This is a genomic window from Actinobacillus lignieresii (assembly GCF_900444945.1).
GTDB classification, from domain to species: domain Bacteria; phylum Pseudomonadota; class Gammaproteobacteria; order Enterobacterales; family Pasteurellaceae; genus Actinobacillus; species Actinobacillus lignieresii.
Genome location: NZ_UFRM01000001.1, coordinates 1,560,315 through 1,586,363, shown reverse-complemented (window position 1 = coordinate 1,586,363; position 26,049 = coordinate 1,560,315). Strand labels below are relative to the sequence as shown.

The window sequence follows — 26,049 nt, the reverse complement described above, 5'->3', positions numbered from 1 at the left end:
GGATTATGAAAACAGTCTTTATCACTGGCGGAGCCGGTTTTATCGGTTCCGCCGTTATTCGTTATATTATCCAAAATACTCAAGATAGAGTTGTGAATGTGGATAAGTTGACTTACGCCGGAAATCTTACTTCATTAGCAAGTGTGAGTAACAGTTCACGTTACCATTTTGAGCAAGTGGATATTTGCGATAGCGGTCGAATTTCGCAGATTTTTTGCAAATATCAGCCGGATGTGGTGATGCACCTTGCGGCGGAGAGCCACGTAGATCGTTCGATTGACGGGCCTGCGACATTTATGCAAACCAATATTATCGGTACTTATACCTTACTCGAAGCAAGTCGCCAATATTGGTTGAGTTTGCCGTTAGAGAGAAAGCAAACGTTTCGTTTTCAACATATTTCAACGGATGAGGTATATGGTGATTTGAATGATTCAAATGAATTATTTAGCGAGAATACCGCATATTCGCCAAGCAGTCCTTATTCCGCATCGAAAGCTGCAAGTGATCATTTGGTAAGGGCGTGGTTTCGTACCTATGGCTTGCCGACTTTAGTGACCAATTGTTCGAATAATTATGGGCCTTTTCAATTTCCGGAAAAACTGATCCCGCTAATGATTTTAAATGCAATATCGGGTAAACCTTTGCCTATTTATGGAAACGGTTTGCAAATTCGGGATTGGTTATTTGTCGAGGATCACGCTATTGCACTTTATCAAGTATTATGCAGAGGCAAAGTGGGGGAAACCTATAATATTGGTGGTCATAATGAAAAAACGAATATCGAGGTAGTACAAGCAATTTGTCGTTTATTAGATGAGTTAGTGCCGAATAAGCCAAGCGGTATCGAGCAATATGAGGAATTAGTCACTTATGTGGCGGATCGCCCCGGTCACGATGTTCGTTATGCGATTGATGCGAGCAAGATAGAAAATCAGCTGGGTTGGACTCCTAAAGAAACGTTTGAATCGGGATTACGGAAAACAGTCAAGTGGTATTTGAATAATCAAAAGTGGTGGCAGTCTGTACTTGATGGATCTTATTGTGGCGAGCGTTTAGGGCTATCGCTTAAGTCGTATTAAGCGGCAAATAGTATTTCAGTGGGGATCATTTTGGATCCATATAAAATAGTTGGTCTGTTTTTGTTGAAATTTTAGCGAAAATTGTTAAAAAATAAGTCGATTTGCCTCTTATTCTCACTGAATTTACCCTTTACTTTAACTATCAGTTGCGGTAGAATGTGCTACCTTTTTTAGTTCTATGTCGCCAAAATTGTGTGCGACTTTATTTAAACATATATTTCCTGAGGTGATGGCATATGCCAGTAATTAAAGTTCGTGAAAATGAATCATTTGACGTTGCATTACGTCGTTTCAAACGCTCTTGCGAAAAAGCAGGTTTATTAGCAGAAGTTCGTGCTCGTGAATTCTATGAAAAACCAACTACAATTCGTAAACGTGAAAAAGCATCTTTAGCTAAACGTCACGCTAAACGTAATGCACGTGAAAATGCACGTAACACTCGTTTATACTAATTAGCAATTGCTATTTAGCTTAAATTAACTAAAACCGTGAAACCTTTTGGAATCACGGTTTTAGTGTTTCTAGCGAACCCCTATGTAACCTATAGTAAAATAAGCGGTCAAATTTCAATAAATTTTGCAAAATTTCACGCAAATCCAACCGCTTGCCATTATGACAAGGAGAATCAATGAAAGGCTCTATCCCTCGTTCGTTTATTGATGATCTTGTTGCTCGTACCGATATTGTTGAGCTTATCAATAGCCGAGTCAAACTCAAAAAAGCAGGGCGAGATTATCAAGCCTGTTGCCCTTTCCATCACGAAAAAAGCCCCTCTTTTACTGTCAGTCAATCCAAGCAGTTTTATCATTGTTTCGGTTGCGGTGCACACGGTAACGCCATCAGTTTTTTAATGGATTACGATAAGCTGGAATTTCCGGAAGCGATTGAAGAATTGGCGGCGATGCAAGGTTTGGAAGTCCCTCGCGAGAATGTGATAAATCGTGATGGTAAGCCTCAGGCAAGTTATAAAACTAAACGTAATCTATATGAGCTGTTAGAAACAATTAGTCACTTTTATCAACAAAACTTAATCCAAGATATCCCTAGCCAAAGTTATTTACAAAGCCGTGGGCTTTCACCGGAAATTATTGATCGCTTTGAGATTGGCTTTGCACATAATTCAATGGATTCGGTGCTACGTAAGTTTGGTACTAGTCGTGACGAAGTGCAGAAACTACTTGATACGGGGATGGTTACGCAAAACGATAGCGGTCGAATTTACGATAAATTTCGCAATCGAGTAATGTTTCCGATTCGGGATAAACGCGGACGAGTGATTGCTTTCGGCGGGCGAGTAATGGGCGATGAACGACCTAAATATCTGAATTCACCGGAATCGGCGACTTATCATAAAGGTAATGAACTGTACGGTTTATTTCAAGCGTTGCAACAGAATGAAAACCCTACCTCACTCGTTGTGGTCGAAGGGTATATGGATGTGGTCGCATTGGCGCAATTCGGGGTGGATAACGTGGTGGCGTCACTCGGTACGGCGACCACCGGCGAACAGATTCAGCAAATGTTCCGTGTCACCGAGCAAGTGATCTGTTGCTATGACGGCGATAGAGCGGGGCGAGAGGCGGCATGGCGGGCGTTTGAGAACGCATTACCGTATTTGCATGACGGACGGCAGCTGAAATTTATTTTCTTGCCGGACGGCGAAGATCCGGACAGTTTTGTACGCGCACAGGGCAAGCAAGGCTTTGAAGCCTACTTGCAAAATGCGCTGTCACTTAGTGATTTCTTGTTTGATTCCTTGATTGCGCAAGTGGATCTCTCCAGTAAAGAAGGGAAATCAAAATTGGCGGCATTAGCTATACCGTTAATTAACCGTATTCCGGGCGAGATGTTACGTGTTTATTTACGCAATATTCTCGGGCAAAAATTAGGGATTTTAGATCCGGCGCAACTAGAGGCGATGTTACCAAGCCGAGTGCAATCCACACAAAAAACTAAGGCCCAAACACCGCAAATTAAGCGAACGCCGATGCGTTTATTAATCGCCTTATTATTGCAAAACCCCGAATTGGTTAAATTCGTGCCGGATATTTCCGCGCTTAAAACGCTGGAAGAACCGGGCTTTGAATTATTACTTGAGCTGGTTGAGGTTTGCCGGCAAAAAGTCGGTGTCTCAATGGGCGCATTACTCGAACATTGGCGAGATAAACCGAATTACCGCACTCTTGAACTGTTAGCCGATTGGGAACATTTGGTCACATCGGAAAACATCGAAACGACTTTTATTGAAACGCTTGATTTTCTTTATGCGAAATTGGTGGAAAAGCGAATCGAAGTATTAATTGCCAAAGATCGCAGCCTAGGACTAAGCGCGGAAGAAAAGCAAGAGTTGGTCATGTTGATTGCACAATGATTAAGCGGTCATTTTTGAGAAATTTTTTGCAAAACTATCAAGAAAATTTTAATTAATGGTATAATCCAATACTATTTTTGCGCGCACACAAAACGGATACAATTATGGAACAACAATTAGAACAGCAATCTCAATTAGAACTTCTGATTGCCCAAGGGCGTGAACAAGGTTATTTAACCATTTCGGAAGTGCACGACCACTTACCGGAAGAGTTGGTTGATGCGGAGCAGATCGAAGATATTATTCAAATGATCAACGATATGGGGATTAAAGTTTTAGAAACCGCCCCGGATACCGACGAGTTAATGCTCGCGGAAAATATCGCTGATGAAGATGTCGTGGAAGAAGCGACTAAAGTGCTTTCGACGGTAGAATCCGAGTTAGGTAGAACGACCGATCCGGTACGTATGTATATGCGTGAAATGGGTACGGTGGAATTGCTTACCCGTGAAGGCGAAATTGATATTGCGAAACGTATTGAAGAAGGTATCAATGAAGTGCAATGTGCGGTTGCAGAATATCCGGAAGCCTTAACCGAATTAATCGGTTTCTATGCGCAAGTTGAAGAAGGTGCGATGCGTTTATCGGATCTTGTTACCGCTTTCGTTGATCCGAATATCCAAGCGGACGAAGCGTTGGAAGATTTGGACGTAGATCTTGATGACGAAGAAGAAGCGGAAGATGTTGCGGATGTAGATGACGAGAGCGAAGAGGAAGAAAGCGACGGCAGTGCGGATACCGGTGATGACAATTCAATCGATCCTGAACTTGCTCGCGAAAAATTCTATGCGTTACGCGAGCAACACGAAAAAGCCTTACAAGCGATTCAAAAACACGGTCGTAGCCATAAAAAATCAAGAGAGCAGATCCAAGCGCTTTCGGATATTTTCCGTGAGTTCCGTTTAGTACCGAAACAATTTGATTTACTTGTCGAATCGATGCAAAAAATGATGAAACAAGTACGTTCGGAAGAACGCCAAATTCAACGTTATGCGGTTGAATATGCACAAATGAAAAAGGCTGACTTCTTAAAATTGTTCCAAGGTAACGAAACGTCGGAAGAATGGATTGAAAAAGCAATTAATGCGAAAAAAGGCGCCGCGCCTAAATTGGCGAACTATATCGACCAAATTCGCGTAAATATCGATAATTTACAACGTATGGAGCAAACGACCGGTCTGACTATCGCACAAATTCGTGAAATCGGCGGCCGTATCGCAAACGGTGAATTAAAAGCTCGCCGTGCGAAAAAAGAGATGGTGGAAGCGAACTTACGTTTAGTAATCTCGATTGCGAAAAAATATACCAACCGCGGTTTACAATTCCTAGATTTAATTCAGGAAGGTAACATCGGCTTGATGAAAGCGGTCGATAAATTCGAATATCGTCGCGGTTATAAGTTCTCTACTTATGCGACTTGGTGGATTCGTCAGGCGATTACCCGTTCAATCGCCGACCAAGCACGTACCATCCGTATTCCGGTACATATGATCGAAACCATCAATAAACTGAACCGTATTTCTCGTCAATGTTTACAAGAAATGGGACGTGAAGCGACGCCGGAAGAGTTAGCGGAACGTATGGGAATGCCGGAAGATAAGATTCGTAAAGTGTTGAAGATTGCCAAAGAGCCGATTTCAATGGAAACGCCGATTGGCGATGACGACGATTCGCATTTAGGTGATTTCATTCAAGACGAAAGCCTTGAATTACCGTTAGATTCGGCAACTGCGGAAAGTTTACGTTTAGCAACGAATGAAGTGTTGGAAGGCTTAACGCCGCGTGAAGCAAAAGTATTGCGTATGCGTTTCGGTATTGATATGAACACAGACCACACGCTTGAGGAAGTCGGTAAACAGTTTGACGTAACGCGTGAACGTATTCGTCAGATTGAAGCGAAAGCGTTACGCAAACTTCGTCACCCAAGCCGTTCGGAAACTTTACGTAGTTTCTTAGACGACTAGAATAGAGTCAGAAAAATGCCCAAGCGAGTTAAACTTGGGCATTTTTATTTCTATGACAAGCGGTCGAATTTGCAAAAAAATTAACAAATTTAACCGCTTGTCCAAAGCATAAAAAAGGAAGCCTAGGCTTCCTTTTCGTTTATATCTAAGACTTATTTAACCGTTACACGGGCGAATTTACGTTTACCGACTTGGTAAACGAACGTACCCTGTTGTGCGTTTTGACGAACGTCTTCTACTTTTTCGCCGTCGATTTTTACCCCGCCTTGTTGTGCGGAACGAATCGCCTCGGAAGTTGATGCGACTAAACCGGCTTCTTTTAATAAAGTCGCTAAACCGATTTCGCCTTCAAAGGTAAATTCTGGCATTTCATCCGGGATTGCGCCTTTTTGGAAACGGTTGATGAACTCTTGTTCCGCCGCATCCGCCGCCGCTTGATCGTGGAAACGAGCAATTAACTCTTTCGCTAAAAGAATCTTCACATCACGCGGGTTTTTACCTGCCGCAACGTCCGCTTTCAATTGAGCGATTTCGTCTAACGGACGGAATGAAAGTAAGTTGTACCAATCCCACATTAACTCGTCTGAAATTGACATCACTTTACCGAACATATCGCTCGGCGCATCGGTTACACCGATATAGTTACCGAGTGATTTCGACATTTTTTTCTCGCCGTCTAAGCCGACAAGTAACGGTAATGTCATTGCTACCTGCGGTTTTTGACCTGCTGATTTTTGTAACTCACGACCGACTAATAAGTTAAAGGTTTGATCGGTACCGCCTAACTCAATATCCGCTTCTAACGCAACAGAATCATGACCTTGGAGTAACGGATAAATAAATTCGTGGATTGCAATAGATTGATTATTGGTAAAACGTTTTTTGAAATCGTCACGCTCAAGCATACGGGCAACCGTGTAATTAGAGGCAAGGCGAATCATACCTTCCGTCCCTAATTTACCCAACCATTCGGAGTTGAAGACCACACGCGTTTTATTCGGATCTAAGATTTTGAATAATTGTTGTTTATAGGTTTCCGCATTGCGTAACACGTCTTCACGAGTGAGCGGCGGGCGAGTTGAGTTTTTGCCCGACGGATCGCCGACCATCCCGGTAAAATCACCGATTAAGAAAATCACTTCATGACCAAGTTGTTGGAATTGGCGGAGCTTATTTAAAACAACGGTATGACCTAAGTGAATATCGGGTGCTGTAGGGTCTGCGCCTAATTTAATGCGTAACGGACGATTTTCCTTTAACTTTTCAATTAAATCTTCTTCAGAATAAATATTTTCAACACCGCGTTTCAATTCGGCTAATGTCGCTTCAATAGATTGAGCCATTTATGATTCCTTATATCTTGTCTTAAATATGAAAATAACTTCTATTATAACGGGATACATTGGAATTGATAAGGCTTAATCGGCAATAGACGAAAAAAAACGCCTCATTTTGTGGGGGAATGAGGCGTAAGAGTTGGAGTGATTACCTATTATTTTTGAAGTGAGTTAATGATAATAATTCTCATCTGGTTAAGCAATAGTCTTTACAATTTCTTACAAATGAGAATCTTTATCATTTGAATGGTTAAAATAATAAGCCTTTTGAAAAGTTCAGGCAAGCACTAAAAAGTCTAAGATAGATGAAAAAGTTACATACGATAGCTTTGAGCACATATTTTGTAATCTTAACTTTCTCGACAAGCTAACCATGGAACACGTATGCCGTTGATATTTTTATAATAAGTCGAACCTTGTTCGCGAGCGACTAAATCCACATAATTTCCTTGAATCGGATAATATGAATTATAAGTGACTTCAAAACGAGTGCCGCGGGCGTTCAGCGTTTTATTTTCAAGGTGATCAAACGGCTCGACTTTGCCGCCGTCCAATTGAAAATAGAAACCGAAGTTATCTTTCATACGACTTTCTTCTGAAAGCGGAAAATACGTGGATAAATGAGAATTTGCACCGGTTTCAAGGTTACTGCAAGTGTAGAAATAACGTTTATAGTGAGTACCGTTAGATAATTCCGCTTGACTGATATTGTCTTTTAAGTAATCGGCTCTTGCTTTTTTCTTCGACACGGAAGATGTGCAGGCAAATAAAAACGTTAGTGTTGATGTTAATAAAATCAATTTAAATTTAATCATATGATGAAATCCCGATAAAAATAGCCTAAAAGAATAGGCTATATTAGTTTAAACAGAGAATTTGATAAGCGGTAGAATTTGTAAGAAGTTTTGCAAATTTGACCGCTTATTCGCTATTTTTTACGTTGGCGGCCGGACGATTTCTTGGCTGTTTTGGCCGCTTTTCCCTTAGATTTACCTTTTGCCGATTTGATTGTTTTAGGCTCTTTAAAAATCAGTTTATCGCCGGCATTTTTCTTTGCTTTTTGTTTGGCGGTTTTAACGACGGCAATGCCTTTACGCAGATTATCGATTAAAGCAAAGTCAATTTTCTTATCGTCTAAATTCACATTGATTACTTTCACTTTAACCGGATCACCTAAGCGGTAAATCACACCGCTGCCGCCGACTAAACGTTGTCTGTCCGCATCATAATGATAGTAATCATTGTCTAATGTTGAAATATGCACCAAGCCGTCGATCAATAACTCGTTGATTTTAACGAATAAACCGAAACCGGTTACGCTTGAAATCACACCTTCAAACTCTTCGCCGAGATGATCTTGCATAAATTCGCATTTCAACCAATCCGCCACTTCACGGGTCGCTTCGTCCGCCCGACGTTCTGCTGCCGAACATTTCTCGCCGAATTGGTCGATATCGTCCAATTTATAGTGATAACCGCCGCAATCGGTATAGTGTCTGGTATTGCCTTTTCCCTTTTTAATCAAGTATTTAATTGCACGGTGTAACAGCAAATCAGGATAACGGCGAATCGGTGAAGTAAAGTGGGCGTATTCGGTTAAAGCCAAACCGAAATGTCCGACGTTATCCGCTGAATAGACCGCTTGTTTGAGCGAGCGCAGTAACATAGTTTGAATCAATTCGCGATCCGGACGTTCGGCAAGTTGTTCGAGTAATACGGCGTAATCCTTTGGTGTCGGATCAAGCCCAACGTCCCAAGTGAGCCCGCATTCTTTAATAAAGGATTTAAAACTAGTGAGCTTTTCTTCGCTCGGTTTATCGTGAATACGGAATAACGCCGGTTCATTGGCTTTTTCGACAAGACGAGCGGCGGCAATATTCGCTAAAATCATACATTCTTCGATGATTTTGTGCGCATCGTTACGAATTAGCGGCTCGATACGTTCGATTCTGCCTTGCGGATTGAAAATAAATTGGTTTTCAATCGTTTCAAATTCAATCGCACCTCGATGACGACGAGTGTTTTGCAACACTTTAAACATCTCATTTAAAGTTTCCAAATGCGGTACCAGTGTTGCATAACGCTCACGTAACGCTTCGTCACCTTCTAATATTTTCCAAACTTTAGTATAAGTTAAGCGGGCGTGCGAGTTCATTACCGCTTGATAGAATTGATAGCCGGTCAGTTCGCCTTTTTTCGATACGGTCATTTCCACCACCAAACATAATCTGTCCACTTGCGGATTTAATGAACATAAACCGTTTGACAGAATTTCCGGTAACATCGGGATCACTCGATTCGGGAAGTAAACCGAATTGCCGCGATTCGCCGCTTCCAAATCCAGTGCGGTTTTCGGACGAACGTAATAACTCACATCGGCAATCGCTACCCATAAACGCCAACCGTCGCCTTCTTTTCTGGCAAAGACGGCGTCGTCAAAATCTCGTGCGTCTTCCCCGTCAATCGTTATTAACGGTAAATCACGCAGATCTACACGGCCAGCTTTCGCTTCTTCCGGCACTTCTTCGCTGAATTGGCGAATTTGTTTTTCTACGCCTTCCGGCCAAACGTGCGGAATGTCGTGGTTACGTAGAGCGATTTCGATTTCCATCCCCGGTGCAAGATTATCGCCTAAGATTTCGGTAATAAAGCCGACCGGACGAGTAAAACCGGCTTTACGTTCTTGCAGTTCGACCACAACCACTTGTCCCATTCTTGCACCCATACGGTGTTCGTCGGGAATTAAAATATCTTGGCTGATACGGCTATCGTCCGGTACTACGAAGCCGATACCGCTTTCAAGGAAGAAACGACCGACAATTTGTTTTTTACGTACTTCCAATACGCGAACGATTCGTACTTCACGGCGACCTCGGCGATCGGTGCCGTTCGGTTGGGCAAGCACGAAGTCACCGTGCATCACGCGTGTCATTTGGCTATTCGGAATAAACCAATCGTCACTTTTTTCGCCGCCTTCCACTTGCAGAAAACCGTAGCCGTCACGATGACCGATAACCGTACCTTTCAGCAAATCCATTTTTTCCGGTAACGCATAACGTTTACCTTTGGTAAAAATTAATTGCCCGTCGTTTTCCATCGCTCGTAAGCGACGGCGAACGCCTTCGATACGTTCTTCATCATAAATATGGAAAGCTTCGAGTAATTCTTCACGACTCATCGGCGCATCGAATGCTCGAATGGTTTGTAAAATAAATTCTCTGCTCGGTACGGGATTTTCGTACTTTTCGCTTTCTTGTTGGTAATTCGGATCAATTATCATAATGTACTCTTTATATATGTTAAAGCGGTCTGATTTGCAGAAAAATTTACAAATCAGACCGCTCGAATTAAGTTAAGTTACTGAGCCAAAGGCGGACTTTAAGTCCCCAATAACTCGTAAGCCCTGTCGTATGTTGAACGATTTCGCCGTCTTTAATGATGAGAACCGTCGGAGTCGCTTGAATATCCCAGCTTTTGGAGATTACGCCGTCAGGATCATTGATAACGGGGAAGCGGTAATCTTCTTGTTTGAGGTAATCGACGACATCTTGCGGCGTACCGGATTTAAGTGCAACGCTTAAAACGGGAACATTCTCATCGGCAAATTGTTGAATTGCCGGCGAAGTGAATTTGCAATAGGTACACCAACTGCCCCAAAAGTACAGTAACATTGGTCGGTCGTGACTAAGTTGGGCGATCATTTTCGGCTGGTGCTGTAAATCATATAAAACTTGTTGCGCAAATTGGTTCGGCGCACTCGGTTTACGATACCAATCAATCACGGTACTTAGCACGATAAACATTAATCCGTAGAAAAAAATGTTTTTACCGAAACGTGAAAGCATAGCGTATTTGTTCTGCATTATTGGTGTTCCTTGTCGTGGCTATAAGTATAAGAAGCCGCTCCTCTAGCTAACATTCTTAATTGCATAATCACGCGTTTTTTTAATTTTTCTCGCTCTTGCGTATTCATATCAAGCGCATAAGAGCCGGCGGTAAATACGATAGTCACTAAGCCTTCGGCTTGGATATAGGCGATTTCACGGCTGCTGTTCGGATCTTTCGCCATAATATAATCGGTCAGCTCGGCAATAAAATGTTGAATCTCGCGCGATGCCGCGGTACGAAACGCTTGCGAAGTACCGGAACTTTCTCGTAGCAGTAAGCGGAACACATTCGGGCGATCGGCAATCAACTCGAAGAAAGTATCGGTCGAAACGGCGACTACGCTTCCGCCGGTCGCAATACGCTTGCGCGCTTGGCGCATTAATTGACGTAAGAGTAATCCCGATTCGTCCACCATCGCCAACCCTAATTCGTCCATATCTTTAAAATGGCGATAGAATGAAGTCGGCGCAATACCGGCTTCTCTGGACACTTCGCGTAAACTCAAGTTAGAAAAACTTTTTTCCGCACTTAATTGGTTAAAAGCCGCATCCACCAATGCACGACGCGTTTTCTCTTTTTGTTGGGCGCGGATACCGATATTACTCATGAATTTTCTCTTGTTTCATAATCTTGGAAACTTCTTTTGCAAGACGTTCGTAACGAATACGTAGCGGTGAACCCGGACGATAAATTAAGCCGACGGTGCGATAAGGTTTAGGTTCATCAAATGTGAGGTAATTCAGCCCCTCGCAAGGCTTCGCCGCTAATTCCGGAATAAGTGACATCCCGACGTTCGCCGCCACCATATTACGTAACGTTTCAAGATTGGTCGCTTTAAAATGCGTGCTTTCTTTGGCACCGACGGATAAGCAATAATCAAGCGTTTGCGTACGTAGGCAATGCCCGTCGTCTAAAAAGAGTAATTCTTTATCTTTTAAGTATGAAATATCCATCTTACTTTTATGCGACCACTCATGTTTATCTGAAACCGCTAAAAGCATTTGTTCGTTAAAAATAGGCACTTCGATAAAGGGTTCGCTTTCTTTGACAAAAGCTAAAATTCCGCAATCCAGTTGTCCGGATTCAAGTTGATCAACCAGTTGCGTGGTTTGCAGCTCATAAATATAGAGTTCCAACTCGGGGAATGTCGATTTCAATGCCGGCAATACAAGTGGTAAAAGGTACGGACCAAGGGTCGGAATAATGCCGACATGCAGCGGTCCAGACATTTCTTTCCCTTGGTTACTTGCCATCTCTTTTAGCACTTTTACTTCACGTAAGACGGCTTTCGCTTGTTCGACAAGAGTTAAACCGGCTTGGGTAAATAATACCTTACGGCTGGTACGTTCAAGTAATACCGTACCTAATTCGTCCTCTAGTTTGCGAATTTGACCGCTTAGTGTCGGTTGGCTGACGTTACAGGCGTCCGCCGCTCGGCGGAAATGTTTATAGTCTGCTAAAGCGATTAAATATTCTAAATCTCTAATATTCACAACTACTCCTCATGAGATCAAAGGATGACCGTTTTCCTATTAATTAAATAGGATGAATTATGGCATATTTAGGTGTAGAATGCGTGCGGTTTTTGAAAAACATTATGTAAAATAGGAGAATTTTTATGTCTTTAAAAGATATGACGGGTCAAAAAGTACCTAACGTAACCTTCCACACACGTCAAGGCGATGCTTGGGTCGATGTAACCACAGCGGAATTATTCGATAATAAAACCGTTATCGTTTTCTCGCTTCCGGGCGCATTTACCCCGACTTGTTCATCAACTCACTTACCGCGTTATAACGAATTAGCGTGCGAATTTAAAGCGGCGGGTGTCGATAACATTATCTGTATGTCTGTTAATGATACATTCGTAATGAACGCATGGAAAGCGGACCAAGAATCTGAAAACGTTACGGTAATTCCGGACGGTAACGGTGAATTTACCGAAGGCATGGGTATGTTGGTCGGTAAAGAAGACTTAGGTTTCGGTAAACGTTCATGGCGTTATTCTATGCTCGTGAAAAACGGCGTAGTTGAAAAAATGTTCATCGAGCCGCAAGAACCGGGCGATCCGTTCAAAGTATCCGATGCGGATACCATGATGAAATATTTAGTCCAAGGTTGGGCGCCGAAAGAATCGGTATCAATCATCACTAAACCGGGCTGTCCTTTCTGCGCGAAAGCCAAAGCGTTATTAAAAGAGAAAGGTTATACTTTTGAAGAAATCGTATTAGGTCGCGACGCTTCAACAATTTCCGTACGTGCGATTACCGGTAAAACATCGGTTCCGCAAGTATTCATCGGCGGTAAATACATCGGCGGTAGCGACGATTTAGTCGCATATTTTGCAAAATAATCGGCAAAATTAACCGCTTAATATAAAAAAACCGAACGTTTTAAAGCGTTCGGTTTTTTGTTTATCTCGGTATTATTCCGCACATTCCTGCATAAATTTATCCGCTTGCTTAACCATTGAGGTCGAACCGACAAAGAACGGCACGCGCTGATGCAGTTCGCTCGGTTTAATATCCAAAATCGGATTAAAACCGTCTGTTGCCATACCGCCGGCTTGTTCGGCTAAGAATGCCATCGGATTACCTTCATACAATAAACGTAATTTACCTTTCGGATAAACGGTTGAAGTCGGATAAATATAGATACCGCCTTTTAAAAGGTTGCGGTGGAAATCCGATACTAACGAACCGATATAACGTGATGAATACGGACGTTTAGTCGCTTCGTCACTTTCTTGGCAATATTTAATGAATTTTTTCACTCCCATCGGGAACGTAACGTACTGACCTTCGTTAATCGAATAGTATTTTCCTTCCGTCGGCATTTTCATATCCGGATGAGAAAGAATAAATAAACCGAGTGACGGATCATAGGTAAAGCCGTTTACACCGTTACCGGTGGTATAAACCAACATCGTTGATGAACCGTAAGTCACATAGCCTGCGGCAACCTGTTTACGTCCTTCTTGTAAAAAATCTTCCATTGTCACCGGCGAGCCGATCGGCGAGACGCGTTTATAAATAGAGAAAATCGTACCGACCGAAACGTTTACGTCAATATTGGAAGAACCGTCCAACGGATCGGTCATCAGAATATATTTAGCGTTTTTAGCGCGATCATTTTCAAATGCGACAAAATTATCGTCTTCTTCGGATGCAAAACCGGCAACTTCTTCACGAGCCAATAACGCTTTTTTCATCGTTTCGTTAGCGAATACGTCTAATTTCATTTGCGCTTCGCCTTGAATATTCTCCGAACCGGCTACGCCTAAAATATCTTGGCTTAAACCGGCGCGGTTAATTTCTCGGTGAATAATTTTAGCAGCAAGTCGAATAGACGATAAAATACCGCTTAATTCGCCTTTCGCTTCTGGGTACTCCGCTTGTTTTTCAATAATAAATTCGCCGAGTGTTTTCATAATTTCTCCTTGGGCTATGCTAGAATAGTAAGTAATATTATAGAGATAAACCGATGTTACCTCTAATAAGGTACAACAATTTTGTGACATTGATCACATATTTTTTACATGAAGGTGAATTTATGAGACAAAAACATATTCATATCTTGGGAATCTGCGGAACATTTATGGGTGGTGTCGCAATGATTGCTCGAGAACTCGGCTATAAAGTAACGGGTTCGGACACTAACGTTTATCCGCCGATGAGTACATTTTTAGAAAGCCACGGTATTGATATTATCCCGAATTACGATGTCGCACAGTTGCAACCTGCACCGGATTTAGTGGTAATTGGGAATGCAATGAGCCGGGGCAATCCTTGCGTAGAATATGTATTGGATAATCAGCTAAATTACACTTCAGGTCCGCAATGGTTACATGATCATCTGTTAAAAGATCGCTGGGTGTTAGCCGTATCCGGTACGCACGGTAAAACCACTACTACCGGTATGTTAGCGTGGATTTTAGATCAAAATAATCTTGATGCCGGTTTCTTAATCGGCGGGGTTGCCGGTAATTTCGGGATTTCGGCGCGTGCCGGCTCAAGCAAATTCTTTGTAATTGAAGCGGACGAGTATGATTCGGCGTTCTTTGACAAGCGGTCTAAATTTGTACATTACACACCAAAAACGTTAATTATCAACAATATTGAATTTGACCATGCGGATATTTTTGATGATTTAAAAGCGATTCAACGTCAATTCCATCACCTAGTACGTACCATGCCGAACAGCGGTTGCATTCTTTCTGCAATAGCGGATGAGAATGTACAAAATACGCTAAAAATGGGTAGTTACAGCGAGCTGCAATTTATCGGTGAAGATAAACAGTGGTTTGCCAAACCGATTTCTGCCGATTGTTCGCATTTTGAAGTATTCCACAAAGGTGAAAAAGCCGGCGAAGTCAAATGGAATATTATCGGGGCGCATAATATGCATAATGCACTAATGGCGATTGCCGCGGCACATCACGCCGGCGTATCGGTAGCAGGTGCTTGCGATGCGCTCGCTTCATTCATTAATGCAAACCGCCGTTTAGAAGTAAAAGGCGAAGTGAATGGTATTACCGTCTATGATGACTTTGCTCACCATCCGACCGCAATTGCCGCAACAATTGACGCTTTACGTGGCAAAGTGGGTAAAGAACAGCGTATTTTAGCGGTGCTTGAACCTCGTTCCAATACGATGAAAATGGGGGTGCATAAAGAAGAGATCGCACCGAGTTTAGCCGATGCGAATGCGGTATTCGTTTATCAACCGGATACGATTCCGTGGGCGGTTTCAGTGATTACGGATAATTTAACTCAACCTGCCAAATGGTCGGCGGATTTAGATGAATTGGTAAAAATGATTGTGGAAGAAGCGAAACCGACGGATCATATTTTAGTGATGAGTAACGGTGCGTTTGGTGGAATTCATCAGAAATTGCTACAAGTATTGAAAGCTTAACAAGTAGGGCGGATATTCTCGCCCTACAATATCTTAAAGTGGTGTCATTGCAAAAATTTTCGCAAAAATAACCGCTTGTTTTCCTGTTACTTACTCTTTGTTCAGTAAGAAAATACCTTGCTCGGTAAAGTGGATAAATGCTTCTTTGGTATCGGGATTAAATTGATCCGGATTCGCATTAATTAATACGTCTTTACCACCCCAATTCGCCACAATTTCCCAGTGATTACCCATATAAACCGCACTCTTGATTTGGCAACGTTGGCTAGCCTCGCCTGTGGCGGTGAGTCTGATTGCTTCTGGGCGTACCCCAACTAAACATTCTCCGTCCGATACACCAAAATCCGCAGCATTATGAAGTGGGAAACAGTAATCTCCGATAGAAATCGTACCTTGATTTAAGTTACCGTCAAAAATGGTTGATTCGCCCATAAAATTCGCAAGGAATAAAGAATTCGGTCGTAAATACAGATCTTTTGCCGGTGCTTTTTGCATAATTTTGCCTTTGTTCATCACGATAACTTCATCCGAAACCGCAAACGCTTCGGTTTGGTCGTGCGTAACATAAAGCGAAGTAATGCCTAAACGCTGTTGCAATTCACGAATTTTTTCACGCATCGAACGGCGTAAGTTGGCATCCAAGTTACTTAACGGCTCATCGAATAGTAACACTTTCGGTTTTAGCACTAAGGCACGGGCTAATGCAACACGTTGTTGTTGACCACCTGAAATTTGATCAACAAAACGATCTTCAAAGCCGGCTAAATCTACTAACTCTAAGGCTTCTTTCACACGCTGTTTACGTTCTTCATTACTCACGCCTTGCATACGTAAACCATAACCGACGTTATCGCCAATCGACATATGCGGGAATAGTGCATAAGATTGAAACACGATACAAATATCTCGGTTTTGAATCGAAGATTTGGTCACATCTTCGCCATCAATAAAAATTTGACCGCTTGTCGGGTTCTCAAGCCCTGCCACTAAGCGTAATACGGTGGTTTTACCGCAGCCGGAAGGACCTAATAAAGTGACCATCGTGCCACGTTTAATCACTAAATCTAAATTATCAATTACCGTTGCTTTACCGAAAGATTTGGTAATATTTTTCAGTACTAAGAAATCGTTGTTCATAATATTTTGCCTTTTATATACGAGCGGTCATCATACCGCCCGTGGACGAATTAATCTGCTTTTTTCGCTTTTGATTTTGCGATACGAGTGTCCCCGACAATCCAGTCGAAGAATAAAATAATCGCCATCATCACGACAATTAAGATTGAACCGTATGCGATAGCCACCCCGTATTCACCGTCTTCAACACGATTTAATATATAAGCGGTTGCAACACGAGTATCTGCGGTCACAAGGAACACAATCGCACTCACGGTTGTCATCGCACGTACGAAACTGGTCACTAATGCGGATAACAATGCCGGTTTCAATAATGGGAAGACGATAAACCAAATGGTTTTTAACGAACTGCCTTTTAATGATAATGAGGCTTCATCCAATGATTTATCCAACTGTCCAAGTCCGGCAATCGCCGCACGCATACCGATCGGTAAATCTCGCATTACCATTGAGATGATAATGATAATACCAGTGCCGGTAATATACATCGGTGCATCATTAAAGGCGAGAATGTAAGACACACCGGCAACCGTACCCGGTACGGCAAAGCAAAGCATGGTTAAGAACTCAAGGGTTTTCTTACCTTGGAAATCTTTACGCACCACAATATAAGCGATTAATAAACCGAATAATGCGGTGAGCGGTGCGGCAATACCGGCGTAAATCATGGTATTGATTAAAGACGGCCAAGCCCCGTCACTTAAACCTTGTCCGAATAACATTGCATAGTTATTTAAGGTTAGGGTGTAATCTACCCCCCAGTTTACTGTGAAGCTACCGTAGAAAATGCTGCCGTATAACGCAAAGTTAAAGACGACCCAGAAACCTAACATTGCAATAATGGTATATTTCAAACCGCTTGGTAGGTCTTGTACATCGCCGCGATAAGATTTCCCTGAAACGGTCACATAAGAGCGATTACCAATCCACATATACTGAACGATAAAGATCAGTAATGAGAAAATCAGCAACATCGAACCTAAGGTACTTGCCGAAGCATAATCTAATTGTGAGCCGGCAATATAGAAATAAATTTGAGTAGCGATTACGTCAAAGCTACCGCCCAAAACCAACGGGTTACTGAAGTCGGCGAGCGATTGGATAAACACGATTAAAAATGAGTTCGCCAATGCCGGACGTAATAACGGGAAAATAATGTTGTAGAAAGTTTGATAGCGGTTTGCTCGTAACGTATAAGACGCTTCTTCAATCGATGGGTGAATTGATTTCAACGCACCGTCTAAAATCATAAATGAAATAGGTGCAAAAGCGAGAATCTGTGCGATCGCAATCCCGTTAAAACCATACAGCCAGTTATGATCTTTAAAGCCGAAATAGGTATCTAAAAATTCGGTCACATAGCCCGAACGACCAAGCATTAAAGTTACGCCAAGACCCACCACAAACGGCGGTGTCACAATCGGTAGGATTGAGAAAATTTTCCCGATAAAGGCGGTACGGCGAGCGATACGAGTGGTATAAAGCGCAAACGCTAAACCGAAAACGGTTGAAACAATGCCGACAAAGCCGGAAAGGAATAAAGAGTTACTGATTACTCGAACAATATAACCCTGCCCTAAAATTCTGACTACTTGTTCCGGTGCGAACGTTTCGCCGTCATAAAACATCGAAATAAAAATCGCAACGGTCGGATAAACGATAAAGAAGAAAATCAGCAAGATGATACTGAGCAATGCGGCAATAATAAATTTATCGCCTTGCATCATTTTGAGTTTAGCAAAAGCAAAGGTGGCAAGTGCGGTTAAGGTAGCAATTAATACGATAACCGAATAGCCCATACTGACCTTATAAATCGTTGCCGAAATAAAGGCGAATAATAGTATGAAAGAAATTAAACCTAATTCTACTTTTGCTTGCGTTTCGCTCGAAAGTTTTAAAGAAGGCAGTAGCCAAAAACCGATTAAAGGTAGAAACCAAAGTATCGTCAGATTAACGGAAGACCAACCCATCGCATCGAGAAATTCATCTGCGGTACTCTCCAATAAGCCGTAATCCAGTGCTTTGGACGGGAGAGCAATAAATGCAATAAGTGAGAGCAGAATCCAAAAGTGGCTAGATTCAAACAGCGATCTTTTATTTGTAATAGAATCCATATAGCCTCACAACAACTAATAAAAATATTGAAAAGCAAGCGGTCGTTTTTCGCTGATTTTTTGCAAATTTTTTACGAAAAACGACCGCTTATCAAAGGCGAATAATTATTTCGCTAATTTTACTTCATCAACCCATTTATTGATTAAGCGTTTACGTTCGTCACTTGCACCGTATTTTTCAAAATCGTAATCGATCAGTTTGAGTTTAGTAAGATCAAAAGCAAGCGGCGATTGTTCAGCCGTGGTATTGGTTAGCGTTTGTAAAGCTTGACCTTTTTTCCATGCGGTTTCCTGACCTTCTTTAGAAAGCGCGAAATCAACGAATAATTTAGCGTTATCTAAGTTTCTCGCACCTTTTAAGATACTCACACCGCCTAATTCATAGCCGGTACCTTCGCACGGCACAACCATTTCAAGTGGTGCGCCCTGCTCTTTTTCTAACGCATAGTCGTGTAAGAAGCCGATACCGACCGTAGTTTCGCCACGAGCGGCATTACGTGCCGGTGTGATACCCGATTTGGTATATTGAGAAATATTCGGATGGAGATGTTTGAAGTAATCGAACGCTTTATCTTCGCCCCAAAGTTGAGCGAAAGTTGCGATAGCGGTATAGGCTGTGCCTGAACTTTGCGGATCGGCAATTTGAATTTCGCCTTTCAATTTAGGATCGGTTAAATCGTTCCAGCATTGCGGAATCTTTTCAATGCCTAATTTTTTCAAACGTTCGGTATTTACCGCAAAGCCTAAAATGCCGATATATACCGCCGAACTTAAGTTACCTTTTACTTTTGCCGGATCTTGGAACTTCGGCATAATTTGGTCGATATTCGGCGAACGGTATGCTTCCAATAAACCTAATTCGCCTGCTTGCGATTGCGGGTCTAAAGTACCGCCGTACCAAACGTCCGCTTGCGGATTATTTTTTTCCGCTTCAATTTTTGCAAAAGTACTTCCGGAACCGTTTCGGATAAAAGAGGTTTTCACATCATATTTTTGTTCGAATGTTTTTGCCGCATTCTCACGCATCACATTGGTCGCACTACAGTAAATCACTAAACGCCCTTTTGCTTGTGCCGCAGAACTAAACATTAGACCCGCACCGAGTAATGCGGTTGAAACCGCTAAAGAAAGTTTTCCAAATTTCATAATCAAAGCCTTATATTGAGCATAAATCAACAAAATGCGGTGAATTTAATCATCCGCATTCTTCTTATTAAAACTAATTTACCGTAATTGAATAAAAAATACCGTGAAGCAGTTCACAAAATATAAGATTAATTGCCGATATTTTATAAAAAACAACAATGTAAGATTTGTTTTTATATATTTATAATTTTCATAAATATTAAAAAGTTTACACTTTTAAATATTTATCAGTAAATTTTTACATTTGGGTTAGACGAACGACAATACCGTTATCTAATCTGGGGGGAATGAATGACTAAAAAAATTAATGGGTTTGAAGTGTTAGGCGAGGTTGCATGGTTATGGGCAAGTTCCCCTTTACATCGAAAGTGGCCGCTTTCTTTGTTAGCAATTAATGTGCTACCCGCAATTGAGAGTAATCAATATGTTTTGTTAAAGCGTGACGGTTTTCCTATTGCATTTTGTAGCTGGGCAAATTTGAATTTAGAAAATGAAATTAAATACCTTGATGATGTTGCCTCGCTAGTTGCGGATGATTGGACTTCCGGCGATCGTCGATGGTTTATAGATTGGATAGCACCGTTCGGAGATAGTGACGCATTATACAAACATATGCGAGATAACTTCCCGAATGAGCTGTTTAGGGCTATTCGAGTTGATCCGGACTCTCGAGTAGGGAAAATTTCAGAATTTCATGGAGGAAAAATTGATAAGAAACTGGCAAGTAAAATTTTTCAACAATATCACTTTGAATTAATGAGTGAACTAAAAAATAAACAAAATTTTAAATTTTCATTAGTAAATAGCTAAGGAGACAATATGAGTAACTCTCAGCTCGATAGAGTCAAAGGATTGATTGATTCACTTAATCAACATACAAAAAGTGCAGCTAAATCAGGTGCCGGCGCATTAAAAAATGGTTTGGGGCAGGCAAAGCAAGCAGGGCAGAAATTAATTTTATATATTCCGAAAGATTATCAAGCTAGTACCGGCTCAAGTCTTAATGATTTAGTGAAAGCAGCGGAGGCTTTAGGGATCGAAGTACATCGCTCGGAAAAAGACGGTACCGCATTAGCGAAAGAATTATTCGGTACGACTGAAAACTGTTAGGTTTCTCGGAACGAGGCATCGCATTATTTGCACCTCAGTTAGATAAGTTACTGAATAAGAACCAAAAATTAAGTAAATCGCTTGGCGGTTCATCGGAAGCATTAGGGCAACGTTTAAATAAAACGCAAACAGCACTTTCCGCTTTACAAAGTTTTTTAGGTACGGCTATTGCGGGTATGGATCTTGACAGCCTGCTTCGTCGTCGTAGAAACGGTGAAGACGTTAGTAGTTCGGAATTAGCTAAAGCGGGGATCTAGCCGCTCAGTTAGTCGATAACATTGCAAGTGCAACGGGTACGGTAGATGCGTTTGCCGAACAATTAGGTAAATTGGGCAGTGCCTTATCTAACACTCGCTTAAGCGGTTTGGCAAGTAAGTTAAATAACCTTCCGGATTTAAGTCTTGCCGGTCCGGGATTCGATGCCGTATCGGGTATCTTATCGGTCGTTTCCGCTTCATTCATTTTAAGTAATAAAGATGCGGATGCAGGTACGAAAGCGGCGGCAGGGATTGAAATCTCAACCAAAATTTTAGGAAATATAGGTAAAGCTGTTTCTCAATATATTATTGCGCAGCGTGTGGCGGCAGGTTTATCCACCACGGCGGCAACCGGCGGTTTAATCGGTTCGGTGGTTGCATTAGCGATTAGCCCGCTTTCATTCTTAAACGTGGCGGATAAATTTGAGCGTGCGAAACAGCTTGAACAATATTCCGAACGTTTTAAAAAATTCGGTTATGAAGGCGATAGTTTATTAGCGTCATTCTACCGTGAAACCGGTGCGATTGAGGCGGCATTAACCACGATTAACAGCGTATTAAGTGCAGCTTCCGCAGGTGTCGGTGCCGCTGCAACCGGTTCATTAGTCGGTGCGCCGGTAGCCGCTTTAGTCAGTGCAATTACCGGTATCATTTCAGGTATTTTAGACGCTTCTAAGCAAGCAATCTTTGAGAGAGTGGCAACGAAATTAGCGAATAAGATTGATGAATGGGAGAAAAAACACGGTAAGAACTATTTTGAAAACGGTTATGACGCTCGCCATTCCGCATTCTTAGAAGATACCTTTGAGTTGTTATCACAATACAATAAAGAGTATTCGGTAGAACGAGTGGTGGCAATCACGCAACAACGTTGGGATGTGAATATAGGTGAACTTGCCGGTATCACCCGTAAAGGTGCGGATGCGAAAAGCGGTAAGGCTTATGTCGATTTCTTTGAAGAAGGAAAATTGTTAGAGAAAGATCCGGATCGTTTTGATAAAAAAGTGTTTGATCCGCTTGAAGGTAAAATCGACCTTTCTTCAATTAACAAAACCACTTTATTGAAATTTGTTACGCCGGTCTTTACCGTAGGTGAAGAGATTCGTGAGCGTAAGCAAACCGGTAAATACGAATATATGACCGAATTATTCGTTAAAGGTAAAGAAAAATGGGTGGTAACCGGTGTGCAGTCACATAATGCGATTTATGACTATACGAATCTTATCCAATTTGCAGTTGAGAAAAATGGTACTCAAAGACATGTAACTATCGAATCTCATCTAGGTGAGAAAAATGATCGTATATATCTTGCATCCGGTTCATCAATTATACATGCGGGTAACGGACATGATGTGGTGTACTACGATAAAACAGATACAGGCTATTTAACGATTGATGGAACAAAAGCTACTCAACGAGGTGAATATATCGTTTCAAGAGTTGTAGGTGGAGATGTAAAAGTACTTAAAGAAGTTACTAAAACGCAAGAAGCTTCAGTCGGTAAACGTAGTGAAAAATTGGAATATCGTGATTATGAATTAGGGCATCTGAATCATAATTTTATTGCTAAAGACGAGCTACATTCGGTTGAAGAAATTATCGGTAGTAACTGTAAAGATAAATTCTTTGGTAGTAACTTCACAGATATTTTCCACGGCAGTAATGGCGATTATGAAATCGAAGGTAAAGGTGGTCACGATATTTTATATGGTGATGACGGTAACGATACGATTACAGGCGGTGACGGTAATGACCATATCTATGGCGGAAACGGCAATGATAAATTATACGGTAACCGAGGAAATAATTTCTTAAGTGGTGGTGACGGTGATGATGAGTTACAAGCTATCGACGTAGATACAAATAATGTACTGCTAGGCGGCAAGGGTAACGATAAACTTTATAGCGGTACAGGTAATGATTACCTAGAAGGCGGTGAAGGAAACGATTATCTTGAAGGTAGTGCAGGTAGTGATTTCTATGTTTATCGTTCCGGTTATGGTATCCATACCATCAATGAAGAGCAAGGTCGTGCGCAAGATGTTGATAAACTATTCTTAGCAGATATTAGTTTTGACTCACTTGCATATTATCGAATTGGTGATGATATCGTTTTAGCTCCGGGTAATGTTAATCTTGAATATGCGGAATCAAAAATTGCTCTCAAAAATTGGTTCAAAGAATTTAGAAAACATGACGGTTTAAGTCGTTCAAATAGCAAAATTGAGGAGATTATTGATAAAGACGGAAATGTTTTCACAGCGGAGCTTCTTGAGAAATACATTGATGATTATACTCATAGAAAAAATGAATATTACTTAACCTCTAACTATTACTATAGACAAGGTAAAGATAAATTAACGTCAATTAGTAATGAAATAGAAAAAATTATTTCATCTACAGGCGCATTTACCGGTGATCACGGAAAAGTTTCTGTAGGCTCCGGCGGACCTTTAGTCTATAACAACTCAGCTAATAATGTAACAAATTCTTTGAGTTATTCTTTGGCACAAGCGGCTTAAGATAGTTATTTTTAGATGATAAATAGCAATCCTATATATTAGGTGTGTAGGGTTGCTATTTTTTTACGGAGGAGCAAATGGATTTTCATCAGGAAGAAGATTACGGATTATATGCGCTCACGATTTTAGCGCAGTATCACAATATAGCGGTAAATCCGGAAGAACTAAAACATAAATTCGATATTGAAGGAAAAGGCTTAGATTTAACCGCTTGGCTATTAGCCGCAAAATCATTAGAACTTAAGGCAAAACAAGTAAAGAAATCAATTGATCGCTTGGCATTTATTGCGTTACCGGCATTGGTATGGCGCGAGGACGGTAAACATTTCATTCTGACTAAAATTGATAACGAAGCAAAAAAGTATTTAATCTTTGATTTGGAAACGCATAATCCTCGTATTTTGGAACAAACGGAGTTTGAAAGCCTATATCAAGGTAAACTGATTTTAATTGCATCTCGCGCATCTATGGTAGGCAAGCTGGCGAAGTTTGACTTTACATGGTTTATTCCCGCCGTGATTAAATATCGTAAGATTTTTGTTGAAACATTAATTGTTTCAATTTTTTTGCAAATTTTTGCCTTAATTACACCGCTTTTCTTCCAAGTCGTGATGGATAAGGTCTTGGTACATCGCGGTTTTTCAACTTTAAACGTAATCACGGTCGCATTAGCGATAGTCGTATTGTTCGAAATCGTATTGAGCGGTTTACGTACTTATATTTTTGCGCATAGTACCAGCCGTATTGACGTGGAATTAGGAGCAAGGTTATTTAGACATTTGTTGGCGTTACCCATCTCTTATTTTGAAAATCGTCGGGTCGGCGATACGGTGGCGCGTGTACGGGAGCTTGATCAAATCCGCAACTTCTTAACCGGGCAAGCACTCACTTCCGTATTGGATTTAATGTTTTCCTTTATCTTCTTTGCAGTGATGTGGTATTACAGCCCTAAACTCACTCTTGTGATTTTAGGCTCGTTACCGTTTTATATGGGGTGGTCGATTTTTATCAGCCCTATTTTACGCCACCGTTTAGATGAAAAATTCGCACGTGGTGCGGACAATCAGTCATTTTTGGTGGAATCGGTGACTGCAATCAATACGATTAAAGCGTTGGCGGTTACCCCTCAAATGACTAATATCTGGGATAAGCAATTAGCCAGCTATGTATCGGCGGGATTCCGTGTAACCACATTAGCCACTATCGGACAGCAAGGCGTGCAATTTATTCAAAAAGTCGTGATGGTTATTACCTTATGGCTAGGCGCACATTTAGTGATTTCAGGCGATTTAAGTATTGGGCAATTAATCGCATTTAATATGCTATCCGGTCAAGTGATTGCACCGGTGATTCGTTTGGCGCAACTTTGGCAAGATTTCCAACAAGTGGGAATTTCGGTAACGCGTTTAGGTGATGTTTTAAACTCTCCGACCGAGAGCTATCAAGGAAAATTGGCGTTACCGGAAATTAAAGGCGATATTACCTTCCGTAATATACGCTTCCGCTACAAACCGGATGCGCCGGTGATTTTAAATGATGTGAATTTATCGATTCAGCAAGGTGAAGTGATCGGTATCGTAGGACGTTCAGGTTCAGGGAAGAGCACCTTAACGAAACTAATTCAACGTTTTTATATTCCGGAAAACGGTCAGGTATTAATAGATGGGCATGATTTGGCATTGGCGGATCCGAATTGGTTACGCCGTCAAGTCGGAGTAGTATTACAAGATAACGTACTATTAAATCGTAGTATTCGAGATAATATTGCCTTAGCGGATCCGGGGATGTTGATGGAAAAAATTGTCCATGCGGCAAAATTAGCCGGCGCACATGAATTTATTTCCGAATTGCGCGAGGGATATAACACGATTGTCGGTGAGCAAGGTGCGGGGCTATCGGGCGGGCAACGCCAACGTATTGCGATTGCACGCGCTTTGGTGAATAACCCGAAAATCTTAATTTTTGATGAAGCGACCAGCGCATTAGATTATGAATCCGAGCATATTATCATGCGCAATATGCACCAGATTTGTAAAGGGAGAACGGTAATTATCATTGCACACCGTTTATCTACGGTAAAAAATGCCGACCGTATTATTGTGATGGAAAAAGGTCAGATTGTGGAACAAGGTAAGCATAAAGAGCTGCTTGCCGATCCGAACGGCTTATATCACTACTTACACCAATTACAATCGGAATAGGAG

General features: G+C 41.6%; 18 protein-coding genes and 1 pseudogene. 9 read left to right on the top strand and 10 right to left on the bottom strand.

The window, feature by feature from the left end; translation table 11 throughout:
- Positions 1 to 5: 5 nt before the first annotated feature.
- The 4 genes from rfbB (at position 6) to rpoD (ending at position 5,417) form a co-directional block, all read left to right on the top strand.
- A complete protein-coding gene (gene rfbB, locus DY200_RS07335; protein WP_115587511.1) occupies positions 6 to 1,082 on the top strand; it encodes a dTDP-glucose 4,6-dehydratase in 1,077 nt (358 codons plus the stop codon).
- Positions 1,083 to 1,318: 236 nt separating this feature from the next.
- Positions 1,319 to 1,534, top strand: coding sequence for a 30S ribosomal protein S21 (rpsU, locus tag DY200_RS07330; protein ID WP_005598703.1), 216 nt, complete (start codon positions 1,319 to 1,321; stop codon positions 1,532 to 1,534).
- A gap of 176 nt (positions 1,535 to 1,710) precedes the next feature.
- On the top strand, positions 1,711 to 3,453 hold the full coding sequence (gene dnaG, locus DY200_RS07325; RefSeq protein ID WP_115587510.1) for a DNA primase: 1,743 nt from the start codon (positions 1,711 to 1,713) through the stop codon (positions 3,451 to 3,453).
- Between the two features lie 101 nt (positions 3,454 to 3,554).
- Positions 3,555 to 5,417, top strand: a complete 1,863-nt coding sequence (rpoD, locus tag DY200_RS07320; RefSeq protein ID WP_280523266.1) for an RNA polymerase sigma factor RpoD — start codon at positions 3,555 to 3,557, stop codon at positions 5,415 to 5,417.
- A 152-nt stretch (positions 5,418 to 5,569) separates the two neighbouring features.
- Here the strand turns inward: rpoD and tyrS are convergent, their stop codons facing one another.
- The 6 genes from tyrS to oxyR all read right to left on the bottom strand — a co-directional run bounded on the left by tyrS (position 5,570) and on the right by oxyR (position 12,135).
- A complete protein-coding gene (gene tyrS / locus DY200_RS07315; protein WP_115587508.1) occupies positions 5,570 to 6,760 on the bottom strand; it encodes a tyrosine--tRNA ligase in 1,191 nt (396 codons plus the stop codon).
- Between the two features lie 344 nt (positions 6,761 to 7,104).
- Positions 7,105 to 7,569, bottom strand: coding sequence for a hypothetical protein (locus tag DY200_RS07310; protein WP_115587507.1), 465 nt, complete (start codon positions 7,567 to 7,569; stop codon positions 7,105 to 7,107).
- A 113-nt stretch (positions 7,570 to 7,682) separates the two neighbouring features.
- A complete protein-coding gene (gene rnr / locus DY200_RS07305; protein WP_115587506.1) occupies positions 7,683 to 10,034 on the bottom strand; it encodes a ribonuclease R in 2,352 nt (783 codons plus the stop codon).
- Between the two features lie 67 nt (positions 10,035 to 10,101).
- Positions 10,102 to 10,617 (bottom strand): protein disulfide oxidoreductase, encoded by a 516-nt coding sequence (locus DY200_RS07300; RefSeq protein ID WP_005618991.1) that lies wholly within the window; start codon positions 10,615 to 10,617, stop codon positions 10,102 to 10,104.
- Complete coding sequence (gene fabR / locus DY200_RS07295; RefSeq protein ID WP_005598713.1) at positions 10,617 to 11,249, bottom strand: HTH-type transcriptional repressor FabR; 633 nt, start codon at positions 11,247 to 11,249, stop codon at positions 10,617 to 10,619. The genes DY200_RS07300 and fabR overlap by 1 nt, the downstream gene beginning before the upstream one ends.
- Positions 11,242 to 12,135 carry a DNA-binding transcriptional regulator OxyR gene (gene oxyR, locus DY200_RS07290; protein ID WP_005598715.1) on the bottom strand — a complete coding sequence of 298 codons (894 nt, stop codon included), beginning with the start codon at positions 12,133 to 12,135 and terminating at the stop codon, positions 11,242 to 11,244. Before oxyR ends, fabR begins: the two co-directional genes overlap by 8 nt.
- A 125-nt stretch (positions 12,136 to 12,260) precedes the next feature.
- Here oxyR and DY200_RS07285 point away from each other — a divergent pair, with 125 nt between their 5' ends.
- Positions 12,261 to 12,995, top strand: coding sequence for a glutathione peroxidase (locus DY200_RS07285; protein ID WP_115587505.1), 735 nt, complete (start codon positions 12,261 to 12,263; stop codon positions 12,993 to 12,995).
- A 72-nt stretch (positions 12,996 to 13,067) separates the two neighbouring features.
- On the opposite strand, the gene fbp is transcribed toward DY200_RS07285, so the two are convergent.
- The gene (gene fbp / locus DY200_RS07280; protein WP_115587504.1) at positions 13,068 to 14,072 is read right to left on the bottom strand and encodes a class 1 fructose-bisphosphatase; all 1,005 of its coding nucleotides are present in this window, start codon (positions 14,070 to 14,072) and stop codon (positions 13,068 to 13,070) included.
- A gap of 122 nt (positions 14,073 to 14,194) precedes the next feature.
- Between fbp and mpl the strand changes: the two genes are divergently transcribed.
- A complete protein-coding gene (gene mpl, locus DY200_RS07275; protein ID WP_115587503.1) occupies positions 14,195 to 15,559 on the top strand; it encodes a UDP-N-acetylmuramate:L-alanyl-gamma-D-glutamyl-meso-diaminopimelate ligase in 1,365 nt (454 codons plus the stop codon).
- 90 nt (positions 15,560 to 15,649) lie between these two features.
- Here mpl and fbpC read toward each other — a convergent pair whose 3' ends face one another.
- From fbpC to DY200_RS07260, 3 genes are all read right to left on the bottom strand, one after another.
- Positions 15,650 to 16,696 carry a ferric ABC transporter ATP-binding protein gene (fbpC, locus tag DY200_RS07270; protein ID WP_115587502.1) on the bottom strand — a complete coding sequence of 349 codons (1,047 nt, stop codon included), beginning with the start codon at positions 16,694 to 16,696 and terminating at the stop codon, positions 15,650 to 15,652.
- 50 nt (positions 16,697 to 16,746) lie between these two features.
- Complete coding sequence (locus DY200_RS07265) at positions 16,747 to 18,810, bottom strand: ABC transporter permease (protein WP_172539915.1); 2,064 nt, start codon at positions 18,808 to 18,810, stop codon at positions 16,747 to 16,749.
- Between the two features lie 105 nt (positions 18,811 to 18,915).
- Positions 18,916 to 19,956, bottom strand: a complete 1,041-nt coding sequence (locus DY200_RS07260) for an ABC transporter substrate-binding protein (RefSeq protein ID WP_115587501.1) — start codon at positions 19,954 to 19,956, stop codon at positions 18,916 to 18,918.
- Positions 19,957 to 20,247: 291 nt separating this feature from the next.
- On the opposite strand from DY200_RS07260, the gene apxIC reads away from it, so the two are divergent.
- The 3 genes and pseudogenes from apxIC (at position 20,248) to apxIB (ending at position 26,046) form a co-directional block, all read left to right on the top strand.
- Positions 20,248 to 20,766, top strand: a complete 519-nt coding sequence (apxIC, locus tag DY200_RS07255) for an RTX toxin-activating lysine-acyltransferase ApxIC (protein WP_115587500.1) — start codon at positions 20,248 to 20,250, stop codon at positions 20,764 to 20,766.
- Between the two features lie 9 nt (positions 20,767 to 20,775).
- Positions 20,776 to 23,845, top strand: a pseudogene (locus DY200_RS07250) (RTX family hemolysin).
- 77 nt (positions 23,846 to 23,922) lie between these two features.
- A complete protein-coding gene (apxIB, locus tag DY200_RS07245) occupies positions 23,923 to 26,046 on the top strand; it encodes an RTX toxin T1SS ABC transporter permease/ATPase subunit ApxIB (RefSeq protein WP_115587499.1) in 2,124 nt (707 codons plus the stop codon).
- Positions 26,047 to 26,049 lie beyond the last annotated feature (3 nt).

Coding starts and splice junctions, on each gene's coding strand:
- rfbB (WP_115587511.1), top strand. CDS start 6: ATGAAAACAGTCTTTATCACTGGCGGAGCCGGTTTTATCGGTTCCGCC.
- rpsU (WP_005598703.1), top strand. CDS start 1,319: ATGCCAGTAATTAAAGTTCGTGAAAATGAATCATTTGACGTTGCATTA.
- dnaG (WP_115587510.1), top strand. CDS start 1,711: ATGAAAGGCTCTATCCCTCGTTCGTTTATTGATGATCTTGTTGCTCGT.
- tyrS (WP_115587508.1), bottom strand. CDS start 6,760: ATGGCTCAATCTATTGAAGCGACATTAGCCGAATTGAAACGCGGTGTT.
- DY200_RS07310 (WP_115587507.1), bottom strand. CDS start 7,569: ATGATTAAATTTAAATTGATTTTATTAACATCAACACTAACGTTTTTA.
- rnr (WP_115587506.1), bottom strand. CDS start 10,034: ATGATAATTGATCCGAATTACCAACAAGAAAGCGAAAAGTACGAAAAT.
- DY200_RS07300 (WP_005618991.1), bottom strand. CDS start 10,617: ATGCAGAACAAATACGCTATGCTTTCACGTTTCGGTAAAAACATTTTT.
- fabR (WP_005598713.1), bottom strand. CDS start 11,249: ATGAGTAATATCGGTATCCGCGCCCAACAAAAAGAGAAAACGCGTCGT.
- DY200_RS07285 (WP_115587505.1), top strand. CDS start 12,261: ATGTCTTTAAAAGATATGACGGGTCAAAAAGTACCTAACGTAACCTTC.
- fbp (WP_115587504.1), bottom strand. CDS start 14,072: ATGAAAACACTCGGCGAATTTATTATTGAAAAACAAGCGGAGTACCCA.
- mpl (WP_115587503.1), top strand. CDS start 14,195: ATGAGACAAAAACATATTCATATCTTGGGAATCTGCGGAACATTTATG.
- fbpC (WP_115587502.1), bottom strand. CDS start 16,696: ATGAACAACGATTTCTTAGTACTGAAAAATATTACCAAATCTTTCGGT.
- DY200_RS07265 (WP_172539915.1), bottom strand. CDS start 18,810: ATGGATTCTATTACAAATAAAAGATCGCTGTTTGAATCTAGCCACTTT.
- DY200_RS07260 (WP_115587501.1), bottom strand. CDS start 19,956: ATGAAATTTGGAAAACTTTCTTTAGCGGTTTCAACCGCATTACTCGGT.
- apxIC (WP_115587500.1), top strand. CDS start 20,248: ATGACTAAAAAAATTAATGGGTTTGAAGTGTTAGGCGAGGTTGCATGG.
- apxIB (WP_115587499.1), top strand. CDS start 23,923: ATGGATTTTCATCAGGAAGAAGATTACGGATTATATGCGCTCACGATT.